We start from the raw sequence: 11713 nt of genomic DNA, 5'->3' as shown, positions 1-11713 counted from the left end.
ATAATACTTAATTTTTGCATGCACCGCAATTGTAGCATGGTGATTTTTCACACCAAGGTGTTTGCTTTTTTGACTCGAGTCTTTTGTATTCTATTTTTAAAAATTCCTTTTTTACACCGATGTCGATATTGTCCCAGGGAAGTTCATCATCAATGTCATATTCAGGCAGGTATTCCATCCATTCATGAAGAGTTACATTTTTTGTCAGTGATTTTTCAATAATTGTAGAAATATCCCTATTTCCACAGGACAATATATATTGGATTAGTGCTTTTTTAGGACTTTCTATCTTGACATTATATTTTCTTAAATTCTTTTTAATATATTTGCTTTTACGTTTCATGTCTTTGAAATTATAGCCCACCCATTGCAGTGGAGTATGGGGTTTTGGAACAACCGGATTTATGCTGAATTTTATCTTGTATGTTGATGTATGCATCTTTGCAATTTTTTCAATATATTCACACAGACTTCTGATGTCATCCATTGTCTCATGTGGAAGTCCTATCAGGAAATATAATTTTATATTGAAGTCAAGTCCTACTGCATCTTCAATCACTTGGAATATTTTTTCATCAGGAATATCCTTATTAATTCTTTTTCTAAGTGTATCAATTGACTCCGGCGCCAGCGTAATTGTTTTAAGACCGCTTTCTTTTAGAAGCTTTAAACTTTCATGAGTAATTGATTCTATTCTAAGTGATGGTGTGGAAATTTGGAAGTTTTCCTCTTCCAGTCTTTTGATTAATGATTCGATTTGTGAATAGTCACTGACTGCAGCACCGATTAATGTGATTTTATTCAATCCGGTATTTTTCCTGGTTTCAATAGCTATTTCAACCAGTTTATCGATGTTTGTTTCACGTATTGGCCTATAAAGATAACTGGACATGCAAAATCTGCAGCCTCTTGTACAGCCTCTTGACACATTAAGCATTATGGAGTCGCTGAAAACTGTCCTGTACTCATCATTGTCTGTTCTGGTAATAATCGGATCAGTAATGTGATATGCATCATCCATATTTTCAACTAAGGCTATTTTAACGTTATTGTCAAATTCAGGGATATAAATTCCGTCAATATCTAAAAAATTATTCAAATCCCTATTTTCCCTAAATTTGTCCAGAAATTCATTCAGGATGACCTCTCCTTCTCCTACGATAAATACGTCAATATAATCGGATAATGGCATGGGATTGGCAGTAGCGCAGGGGCCTCCAGCTATAATTAAGGGATCATTTTCAGACCTTTCGCCACGTTTCAATGGAATATCTGCTTTTTTAAGTATTTCCAAGACATTGAAGTAGTCCTCTTCAAATTGTAGGGAAAAACTGATAATATCAAAGTTTTTCAGAGGAGTATTGGATTCGATTGAATGAACGTTTGGATATGTTACCCTTTCACACCATGTGTCATCTCTTTCATTGATGAAATTGTACAAAATGTTATAACCTAGTGATGACATTGCTGTTTTGTATATGTTGGGGTAAGTTAAAGCAAATCGAATGTTAATTTTTTTATAATCTTTCTTGAAAATATTGTCTTCAAATATCATTTTTTCTATTTTTTTTAATTTTTTAAAATTTTATTTATATTCCATATTTTTCTAATTTCTAATTTATATTTTTATTATTTTTTGATTAATAAGTACAATCTTAGTGCTTTTAGGTTTGATGAATTCATATATTATTATTTTTTATTTAAGTAATCGATTAATAGCATTCTTATCTTTTATAAGGTCGCTTAATCATGAATTTAAATTCAAGATATATAATCTTGTAATAGCCTATTTCAATATAAATGTTATTTTAAAAGTTATTTATGGTTATTTTTAAGTTATTTTTATTAATTTACCTTATTTTAAGCAGTTTTTTTAATAATAAAGTTGTAAAAACATTTATATATTATTAAATTATAATCTTTATTTACTCATTATGAATACTAATCTTAGTATATATCATATTTTTATTAAAATTTTCGTAATGAGAACCAAGAGGTGGAAAAATTTCTAATAAAAATTATGTAATGTTTTTTTCTATTGTCTGTGCAATCTTTTTAATGATTGGTTCAGTTTCAGCAATGGATACAAACGTTACTGCAGATGATTCAAATTTATTAAACGCAAATAATAAAATTGATGTTTCTTCAAATTTAGAAGTTTCTAGTAATGATTCTATCTCAGAGACAATTTCTCATGATGATAATGGTTTATTAACATCTCAATATATCTCTGATGATGTCATTCAAGCTAATGATGTGATTTCAACTTCATTAACTGGAAATGATACGGAATTATACTTTAAAAATGGAACTGCATATAAAGTCGTTTTATCCGATAGTGAAGGTAAATTGCTGGCAGATCAAAAGGTAATATTAAATGTCAATGGTAATAATTACACTAGAACCACAAATGCTGATGGTGTTGCTTCAATTACAATCAATCTAAATCCTGGAAATTATGATATAACTTCTTATTATGTAGGTACAGGTAGCTATGGATCTTCTTCTACTACAAATCTTGTTAAAGTATTGTCTACAATTTCTGGAGAAGATATTGAGAAATATTACAGAAATGCTACTCAGTATTATGCTACATTTGTTGATGGTCAAGGAAATCTTTTAAATAATACTACAGTTATTTTCAATATTAACGGTGTATTTTATGAAAGAAAAACAAATGCAAATGGAACTGCAAAGTTAAATATCAATCTTCATGCAGGTGAATACATAATAACTGCAATCAATCCTGTCAACGGTGAAATGGAGGCTAATAATATTACTGTACTGACTTCCGTTTTCGGGTCTGATATAGTAAAATATTATAAGAATGATACTCAGTATTATGCTACATTTGTTAATGAAGTAGGTAGTCCATTAGCTAATACCAATGTAACATTCAATATTAATGGTGTTCTTTATACCCGTAGTACTAACGATAAGGGTACTGCTAAATTAAATATTAACCTTAATCCGGATAATTATATTATTACTGCCATCAATCCTATTAATGATGAAATGCATGCTAATAATATAGAGGTGCTTCCTACCATAACTGCTGATGATTTGGCAATGATTTATAGAAGTGATAAATTCACTGCTCATGTTGTTGACGGTCAGGGTAATGCACTTGCGGGTAGTAATGTAACATTCAATATCAATGGTGTTTTTTATACCCGTACTAGTAATAGTGATGGTGATGCAAGGTTAAATATTAATCTTGATGTCGGTAATTATACTATTACTTCTACTGATGAAAAAGGATTGTCCATAGCAAACACTATTACCATTAATAAAGCCAATACTACCATCACTGGTGAAAATACGTACATGATTGTTGATACCGAAAGGAATTATACAGTATCATTAAAATCTGAAAATAATCAGACAATGGAAAATGTTGTAGTATACTTCAGATACGGAGATATTTATCAGACAGCACTTACAAATGGAACTGGTCAAGCAACCATTACTCTTTCAAACGTTTCCATAGGCACATATTCAATGGAATATGGATTTGAAGGTAACGGTAATTATATGGGTTGTAATGGACACAGCAAATTGGTTGTAGCTAATTCCACTGTAATTTTAATTGCTGAAGATTTAGTTATGGATTACAAAGACGGTTCAAAATTCAATGTTACCGTAACTGATTTGGAATTAAACCCATTGGCTAATGAAACAATTACTTTCACTATAAATGGTGTGCAGTATAACCGTACAACCAATAGTGAAGGAGTTGCAGGCTTAGCCATTAACTTGCTTCCGGACACATATGTGATTTCATACACTCACTCTACACCTGGTTCTCCGGATTATAATGAAGGTTCAGACACCATTGTGGTAAATAAATTGCCTGCTAAACTGGTGGCAGAAGATCTTTTCATTGAACCTGGTGAGGACGGTTATTTCACAGTTACTTTATTGGATTCAAATAATAAAGCTCTCAATAACAGTATTGTTAATTTAACTATTAATGGTGTTTCATATATCAGAACTACAAATGAGTCAGGTGTTGTCAGGTTACATATTGCTCTTAATGTCGGTTATTATGAAATAACTACTTCATTGAACGATTTCATATATTCTGCAGATAATATTACTAATCATGTTTTAGTTAACGGTTCCATATTGGAGGCACATGATTTGGATATGGTTGCAGGCACTACTGCTTACTTCTTGGCAGGATTGTATAATGCTTATCATGATCCTATTTCAAATGCTACCATAGGATTTGAGTATGAAGGCATAACAACTTCTGCTGTTACAAATTCAGAAGGTATTGCATCCATCCCTATCAGCGGTTTAGCTAAAGGTGTTTATCCTATTGTCTACAGTTATGAGCCGGCTTCCCTTAGATGCATGGCTTACATTAATGTGATTGGAACCATACCTATCGCTGATTTGGTTAAAGTTGCAAATAGTGTCAATACTTATATTGAAGCTAATGCAGCATTACCTGCAAGCGTTGTAATTGATGGTGAAACATACACCACTGCCCAATATTTATATCTGCTCGCAGAAGCCATAGTTGATATTAGCAATGGTGACTATTCAGATTTAGTTGTATTGTCTGTAAATGATCCTACAAATCCTGGTGCAGCAGCAAATATGGGTAGCTTACAACAGTATATTCCTGTTGCAAGCGCATTATTGGCCAGTATGGATGCTGGTGTAACACCTAACACTGTTGATACCAGTATCGGTACAGTTGGGTATGATGCTATCGTTTATGCATTTACTCGTGTAATTGTCTATTACGGTTTAACCAGTCAGTTACCTGCTTCAGTCAGCATCAAATCTCTTAAGGTATATGAACCAAAAAGTGTATTGGATACCAAGAATACAATTACCGATTTAGGCCCATATTTATCCAGTTCAACAAACTGTCAGGTTACTAATGCGGCTATTGTTGCTCTGGCAAATAAATTGACTTATGGATTAACAACTTCCTATGACAAAGCTCTAGCTATCTATAATTACGTTAGGGATGAAATATCCTATACTTTCTATTATGATACTAGATATGGTGCTGTAGGTACATTGAATGCCGGAACAGGTAATTGTGTAGACCAGGCTCACTTATCAATTGCTTTATACAGAGCAGCTGGTCTTCCTGCCAGATATGCTCACGGAACTTGTGTATTCAGTAGCGGTAGTACATACGGTCACGTATGGGCTCAAGTTTTAATTGGTGATACTTGGATTGTCAGTGATACAACAAGTACTAGAAACTCATTTGATAATGTTGTTAATTGGAATAACTATAATTATTCTTTAAAAGGATATTATTCTAGCATTTCATTCTAATTAACTTCATATTTTTTCTTTTTTTTAAATAGCTAATAATTTATAATAGTTCTAATAAAAATATAATCACTAAACTAATTAGGACAATATTATGAAAAAATATAATAAGGTGGCTGTCGGAGGTACTTTTGATAAGTTCCATGACGGGCATAAAAAATTATTATCCACTGCTTTTGAATTGGGCAACCAAATTGAAATTGGAGTTACTTCTGATGAATTTGGTGGTTTAAAAGGAGATATTGATTCATGTAAAGAAAGAATGGACAATTTAAAGTTGTTTTTTAAAGATAAATCTAATTTTAATGTTGTGCCATTGGAAGATCCTTTTGGAACAACAATATATGAAGCTGATTTTGATGCAATAGTTGTCAGTGAAGAGACAGAACCTAATGCAGTTAAAATCAATGAAATTAGAGCATCTAAAGACATGAATCCTCTTGATATTGTTATTGTTAGTTTTGTGTTGGCAGAAGATGGAAATCCTATTTCGTCTACAAGAATTAGGCGTGGCGAAATCAATAAAAATGGATTAATCATCAAAAATATGAAAATCTAATCGATATGTTTATATGTACATTTCGACAAATTATTAAATGTCATACTATATTAATTAATATTAATTATTATATGTATGTGATAAGAGGTGGTTATATGGCAGTTAAAATCGATTCTGATGTTTGCGGACATATTGAAAATTGTCCAGTTCAAGGTTTATGCATTAAACTTTGTGAACAAGGAGCAATCATTGAAGAAGACGGTGACGTAAAAATTGTCCCTGAAAATTGTGATGATTGTGATTTATGCATCCAGAATTGTCCTAACCAAGCTATATCAAAAGCATGAGAGGGATAATGTATGTTTAATGTAGAAAGAACTGGATCTGAAGTTCGTAAATTAAAATACAATGACACTAAATGTTTAGGTTGTGGAATTTGTAGTGAAGTTTGTCCTACAACTTCTTTAAGATTAGGACCAACAGTTCCTATAGCACGTGGTTTAATAGAAATGGATTTATTGTCTGTTAATGCTGATTCATGTGTATTATGTGGTTTATGTTCTGTTGCTTGTCCTTTCGACGCATTATCATTAACTATAGATGGAACTCCAATTAAAGAAATGGATAATTATCCAACCTGGGAAGTCGAATCTGAAGTATGTGAGGATGACTGTGTTTATTGTGGAAGATGTTCCATTGCATGTCCTAGAGATGCAATATTGTTTGAAAGAAAACTTCCTGCTAGAGAAGAGTTAGTTAGAGGAGAAATCAGCATAGATGATGAAAAATGTATTTTCTGTGGTTTCTGTGCAGACTTATGTCCTCCTGGAGCCATTACAATAGGCAATGTTCCTTCATCTAGTGTGGATTTACTTAACAACAGTATTGAAGTGGACGCATCACAATGTGTTTACTGTGGTATCTGTAAAAGGGTATGTCCTCAGGATGCAATTACGGAAATCTGTTCAACATGTATGTTGCAAGACCAAATTGAAGTTCCTGAAATTTCTGGAACAACGGCAATTATTAAAGATTCATGTGTAAACTGTTCTTGGTGTGCCGAAATTTGTCCTGTGGATGCTATAAATGTTACAAAGCCATTTGACGGCAAATTAGAAGTAGTTGAAACAGAAGAAAAAATCTGTAAAGGCGATTCTTGCCATGCATGTCAGGATGTCTGTCCATGTAATGCAGTTGAAATCGTTGACGGAAAAGCTAATACCAATTTAACGTTCTGTAATTTATGTGGTGCATGTGTTAGTGCATGTCCTCAAAACATTCGTGAATTAACAAGAACTTCAATGAAATTAACCAATATTAATTCTGAATCTTGGGACGAATGTCTAAACAAAATTTTAGATGAATAAGGAGAGTTTACTCCCCTTATATCTTATTTATTAAAAAATCTCTTTCTTGTGTAATTAATGTTTTAAAAGACTTTTGTGTAGTGTTTGTTATATCTGTGATGTATGATGCTACAAATAATATTATAACCAATAGCCCACCAACTATTAAGATCATTTCCGCACTACCCTGTCCTTTATTGTCTATTCTAAACATGTGTTCTGTTGTGCAAAATCGTGTTTCGCACGTCAATTATATCGTCTTTTGCTTTTAAACTTCTATCACTAGTTTCCATATATGATCGGTATATGGTTAATGCTAAAAGAGCAATTACAATAACTCCTCCGAATAATAATATGTATTCGGCTGCGCCTTGACCTGATTCTTCATTGATAAATTTTCTTATAGTGTTCATTTTCATCACCATATTAATGTAGTATTTTGATTAATATTAATATTACTTAAAATAAAAAAAGTATTACATTTATATATTATGGTTTTTTCAAAGCAATTTTTTGTTAACATGTAAATTGTTTAACCATTAGGTTTATAAAGGGTGTAATTAATAAATATTAGTATTAGAGTGAATATTAATTGATGAAGGGTGAACAAATTGGGAAATACATTAAAATTTGTATCAGGAATTATTTTATTTGTAATTGGTGTGGTTATATCCTATGAAGTGGTAGCATATAACCTTATAGACATTTTATTGATGGTCGGTTTTTTAATAGCTATTGTTGGTATAATATTGATTATTAGCTATTTCGTCGATGCTAATGCTGAAAAAACAAGCGGGCTCATTAAAGAATTCTTAAATTCAAAAGATTTCGATACATCATCTATTAATTTACCAAAAAGGAATTCTAAATCAAAAAATAATTTTGATAATAATGGTCCATTAATCATGAGACCTGAAAATGATGATTATGATTATGGTGAAAATATAGATGACAGCGGATTATGGGAATACTATGAATCTGAAGATAATGCTGCTCAAACTCCAAGAGAGTACTTCGCTGAGCCAGATATTGACGAATCTAAAGCAGTTTTACGTGTTGTAAATAGGGAAGAAAGAGATTTGGATTTGGATAAAGAATTGGAATTCACTCCTTCCTATGAAAAACCAATTAAGGTTACTAGAAAACCTAAAAGACGTTCAGCAAATCATATTTATGAAGATGTTCCTGTTGTTAAAGAAAGTGTTGATAAAACAGAAGAAATTAAAAAAGCTTTATCTCAAGATTTAGAACCGGAAATCCCATTAACTGACGTTTCTAATGCAAGAGATATTGAAATTGATATTAATCATCCTGAAAGATTGCCTGTTCCGGATTCCCTAAAAGGCAATGTTTTATTGGGCAATGGCTTAGTTTCTTCCAATGATGCTTTTGAACAGTTGGCAGTTGGCGTAAATAAGGAAATAATGTTGGAAATTCCTTCTTTGAATAAGTTATCTGACAGATTCCTGTCACAGGTGCCTACAATTTACTCAAGAGTTATCATTGACGAATTTGACTTATCAGATATTTCATATACTGTATTAATTGCTTCTCTTTTAAAACAAGGAGTTCATATTAAAACTGTACCTAAAGTACATACCGTTAATTTAATCACTGACGATTCTCATGCTATGATTATTTCAGACGGTTATACTACAGGCAGTTCTGAATATGGTGCAATTTACGACGATAGAGCATCTATTTCAAACATCAGATCTGATTTCGAGAGAACTTGGAATATTGCTTCCAATTTAGATGAAAATGTAATTTTAAACAGTATTGCCGGGGGAGCTGCTTAATGGAAATTAGATGGTTAGGACATTCCGCTTTTGAAATCATAAGCGATGATGATGTCCATATTCTAATTGATCCATTTATTAGCAATAATCCTTCATGTCCGGTTCCTGTTGAAGAATTAAACCCTGATATCATTTTAGTTACTCATGGACATTCTGATCATTTGGGCGATGCATTGGACATTTCCAATTCAACAAATGCCCCTATTGCAGCTATTCATGAAGTATATTTATTTTTATCCAAACAGGGAATCGAAACTATTGGTGTAAATATTGGTGGTTCATTCATATTCAGAGGAATTAAGTTCACCATGCTTGATGCTAAACATTCCTCAGATATTGATATGGTTGAAGAAACCGTTCCTGGCGGTGTTGCTGCCAGCTTTTTAATTACTTTTGAAGATGGTACTTCAATATTCCATGCAGGAGATACTGGTTTATTTGGTGATATGAAAACCATTATTGGTGATATTTACAAGCCGGATATTGCGATGGTACCTATCGGTGATAAATTTACTATGGGTCCTTTCGAAGCGGCTCTTGCTTCTATGTGGTTAAATCCTAAAGTCACTATTCCTATGCATTATAATACTTTCCCGCCAATAGAACAAGACCCTACAATATTTGCAAACTTTGTTATGCAGTTCAATCCGAAAATCAGTACTGTTATTTTAAATCCTAACGAATATTTTGAATATAATCCTGAAGATTATCAGGATTAATTCTTTTCATATTTTTTTCTCTGATGATATTCTTCATCAATGTCGCATTTTCCTGAAGGCAATACTCTAATAATATCATCTAGAGTGATTAATTCATCTTCATCAATTTTATGTAGAATTTTTTTAGCTATTGCTTCTTTTTTGGTGTATCCAGGTTTCAATACCACATAGTTTTCACAGTGTGCTTCAAGGGCTTCCACCGGTCCGGCCATTATTCTTTTTCCTTCGTAATCAACAATTCCGATAGCTATTTTTACTCTTGCACTTCTTATAAAGTTACGGTTTCCTCTGATTACAAAAGATCCTTTTGCTAAAAATTCCCCTGCTTCGGGAGTTTTTGAAACCTGGTCCGGATGAACCCAAAATACATCCTGCGTATTGAAACCCTTTGTCCAGGCAGATGAAAATGAAGCGGCAAACTCTCCTGATTCTTTAAGGATTGTGTCATTTAATGACTTGCCTTCCAACTTTATGACAGTTGATGAAGCACCATGTATATCCGCATGCAAATAAATGTCATTGTTTTCCAGATATTTTTTAACGACAGCTTCGTTTGTTCCCGCATCACGTCCTGCAACCACTAAAGTGTTGTCTGATGTGATAAACCATCTTAATTTCTCATACCACTTGAGATTTTTCTTTTCCCGTTTTTTAGGAATGGAAATGTTTTCCATTGCAAGCTCTTTTTTGGATTTAATATCTTCAAGTTGCTTTTTGGTGTTTTCAATAGCTATGATTGCACCTTTTGTTTTCTTTTTGGCTTTTTTAGATTTCTCATAATAGCTTTCGGCATTTTCAGGTATTGATAACTTTGGATCTATGGTTATTGATGTGTCCTCGATTTTAAGTGTTAAAACACCCATCTTGTCAATTGATTCAAAGATTTCGGCCTCTTTCATGCCGTCTTCTTTGGCTTTTTTAAGAATTTTGCCAATTTCTTTAAAAGAATAATCTTTACTTATAGCTGAGTTGACAACATTAATTAAATTTTCAATGGTGGTGTAATTAGAATAAATTAACTCCCCTTTATATTGACTTGTCTCAATAGTTTTGTTAAAATTATCGAGTGTCTCTTCTTGTAAACGTAATCTTTTTTCGAACTTATTTACTTTCTTATTCCAGGCTTTTTCCTTGACGTCTTTGATGTCGGTGTTGACCTTTTTTGAGTAGAACTCATCACAGGCCTCATTGAAGTTTTCATAATATGTTTTTTCAAAACCGTCATATTTTACTAAATCCAGTGGAAGAACGTCTTCCCTTCTGCCGTCCTTTACAATTTGCGGTTTGTATTCTTCGTTTTTAAGAATGTCAAACAAATCATTAAGTGATTTGTATAGTGCAGATAACTGTTCGGATGTTAAATCCTTATTTGAAGTATGTTTATCTACCGGTGTAATTTCATTTGCCCTTTCAATAATCTCTTCTGCATACAGACTTCCAAAACCGTTAATGGCAAGAGTTCTTACAACATCGCTGTCATTTTCTGTGAAAACCTTTTTAAATTCATCTTCACTAACGCTTATTGGATTAATTCCTCTCTCTTCCGGAAAAATATATTCTTTTTTGGAACTGATATCTCTTGTTGACCAATGTTTTCTTTTAAGCGGTAATATGATATTGTTTTCTTCATCTAAAAGGATTATATTTCCTTTATCGAATAATTCAACAACGATTGTATAATATTTGTCCTTTTTAACTTTTATTTCAACAACCCTGTCAAAATTGTGTTGTGTGACACTTACAACATGGGCTCCTTTAACTCTTTTTCTTAAAAGCATTGGAAATGTTGGTGGGTTGGTAGGATTTTCCAGCGGATATTTGCTTGTATGTATTCTTGAACCGCACTGCATTACCAAATCAACTCTTCCTGTACCTGCGACATGGAATCTCATTACAACAATGTCTTTAGTTGGCTGGAATGATTTATCTACCCTTGCACCTGTTAATAAATTATTAAGTTCATCACTGATTGTAAAAATGTCTACATTTGACATTGCTTTCATTTAAAACACCTTTAAATATCAATACTTTAATATACTATTAATT

At 32.4% G+C, this 11713-nt stretch carries 10 protein-coding genes; 6 read left to right on the top strand and 4 right to left on the bottom strand.

What is annotated here, in order from left to right; translation table 11 throughout:
- Positions 1-7: 7 nt before the first annotated feature.
- Positions 8-1555, bottom strand: a complete 1548-nt coding sequence (locus ACKI44_RS04640; RefSeq protein WP_407422012.1) for a radical SAM protein — start codon at positions 1553-1555, stop codon at positions 8-10.
- Between the two features lie 470 nt (positions 1556-2025).
- Here ACKI44_RS04640 and ACKI44_RS04635 point away from each other — a divergent pair, with 470 nt between their 5' ends.
- From ACKI44_RS04635 to fwdF, 4 genes are all read left to right on the top strand, one after another.
- The gene (locus tag ACKI44_RS04635) at positions 2026-5307 is read left to right on the top strand and encodes a transglutaminase domain-containing protein (RefSeq protein ID WP_407422010.1); all 3282 of its coding nucleotides are present in this window, start codon (positions 2026-2028) and stop codon (positions 5305-5307) included.
- Positions 5308-5398: 91 nt separating this feature from the next.
- Positions 5399-5863, top strand: a complete 465-nt coding sequence (locus ACKI44_RS04630; protein ID WP_407422008.1) for a phosphopantetheine adenylyltransferase — start codon at positions 5399-5401, stop codon at positions 5861-5863.
- 95 nt (positions 5864-5958) lie between these two features.
- The gene (locus tag ACKI44_RS04625) at positions 5959-6150 is read left to right on the top strand and encodes a 4Fe-4S binding protein (RefSeq protein ID WP_058739703.1); all 192 of its coding nucleotides are present in this window, start codon (positions 5959-5961) and stop codon (positions 6148-6150) included.
- 12 nt (positions 6151-6162) lie between these two features.
- Positions 6163-7170 (top strand): tungsten-dependent formylmethanofuran dehydrogenase subunit FwdF, encoded by a 1008-nt coding sequence (fwdF, locus tag ACKI44_RS04620; protein ID WP_407422006.1) that lies wholly within the window; start codon positions 6163-6165, stop codon positions 7168-7170.
- A gap of 16 nt (positions 7171-7186) precedes the next feature.
- Here the strand turns inward: fwdF and ACKI44_RS04615 are convergent, their stop codons facing one another.
- The gene (locus ACKI44_RS04615) at positions 7187-7363 is read right to left on the bottom strand and encodes a class III signal peptide-containing protein (protein ID WP_407422004.1); all 177 of its coding nucleotides are present in this window, start codon (positions 7361-7363) and stop codon (positions 7187-7189) included.
- Positions 7356-7562, bottom strand: coding sequence for a Flp family type IVb pilin (locus ACKI44_RS04610; RefSeq protein ID WP_407422002.1), 207 nt, complete (start codon positions 7560-7562; stop codon positions 7356-7358). The genes ACKI44_RS04615 and ACKI44_RS04610 overlap by 8 nt, the downstream gene beginning before the upstream one ends.
- Positions 7563-7760: 198 nt before the next feature.
- Between ACKI44_RS04610 and ACKI44_RS04605 the strand changes: the two genes are divergently transcribed.
- Together ACKI44_RS04605 and ACKI44_RS04600 are read left to right on the top strand one after the other, a co-directional pair.
- The gene (locus ACKI44_RS04605; RefSeq protein WP_407422000.1) at positions 7761-8948 is read left to right on the top strand and encodes a hypothetical protein; all 1188 of its coding nucleotides are present in this window, start codon (positions 7761-7763) and stop codon (positions 8946-8948) included.
- Complete coding sequence (locus ACKI44_RS04600; protein WP_407421998.1) at positions 8948-9667, top strand: metal-dependent hydrolase; 720 nt, start codon at positions 8948-8950, stop codon at positions 9665-9667. The genes ACKI44_RS04605 and ACKI44_RS04600 overlap by 1 nt, the downstream gene beginning before the upstream one ends.
- Here the strand turns inward: ACKI44_RS04600 and rqcH are convergent.
- Positions 9664-11670, bottom strand: a complete 2007-nt coding sequence (gene rqcH, locus ACKI44_RS04595; RefSeq protein ID WP_407421996.1) for a ribosome rescue protein RqcH — start codon at positions 11668-11670, stop codon at positions 9664-9666. The two genes, ACKI44_RS04600 and rqcH, sit on opposite strands and share 4 nt — an antisense overlap.
- Positions 11671-11713: the final 43 nt, after the last annotated feature.

The sequence above is a fragment of the Methanobrevibacter sp. genome (assembly GCF_045646205.1).
GTDB lineage: Archaea > Methanobacteriota > Methanobacteria > Methanobacteriales > Methanobacteriaceae > Methanocatella.
Note: the sequence above shows the minus strand (reverse complement) of the source record. Positions and strands in the feature narration are given on the sequence as shown.

Coding starts and splice junctions, on each gene's coding strand:
- ACKI44_RS04600 (WP_407421998.1), top strand. CDS start 8,948: ATGGAAATTAGATGGTTAGGACATTCCGCTTTTGAAATCATAAGCGAT.
- ACKI44_RS04640 (WP_407422012.1), bottom strand. CDS start 1,555: ATGATATTTGAAGACAATATTTTCAAGAAAGATTATAAAAAAATTAAC.
- ACKI44_RS04615 (WP_407422004.1), bottom strand. CDS start 7,363: ATGTTTAGAATAGACAATAAAGGACAGGGTAGTGCGGAAATGATCTTA.
- fwdF (WP_407422006.1), top strand. CDS start 6,163: ATGTTTAATGTAGAAAGAACTGGATCTGAAGTTCGTAAATTAAAATAC.
- ACKI44_RS04630 (WP_407422008.1), top strand. CDS start 5,399: ATGAAAAAATATAATAAGGTGGCTGTCGGAGGTACTTTTGATAAGTTC.
- ACKI44_RS04635 (WP_407422010.1), top strand. CDS start 2,026: ATGTTTTTTTCTATTGTCTGTGCAATCTTTTTAATGATTGGTTCAGTT.
- ACKI44_RS04610 (WP_407422002.1), bottom strand. CDS start 7,562: ATGAACACTATAAGAAAATTTATCAATGAAGAATCAGGTCAAGGCGCA.
- ACKI44_RS04625 (WP_058739703.1), top strand. CDS start 5,959: ATGGCAGTTAAAATCGATTCTGATGTTTGCGGACATATTGAAAATTGT.
- rqcH (WP_407421996.1), bottom strand. CDS start 11,670: ATGAAAGCAATGTCAAATGTAGACATTTTTACAATCAGTGATGAACTT.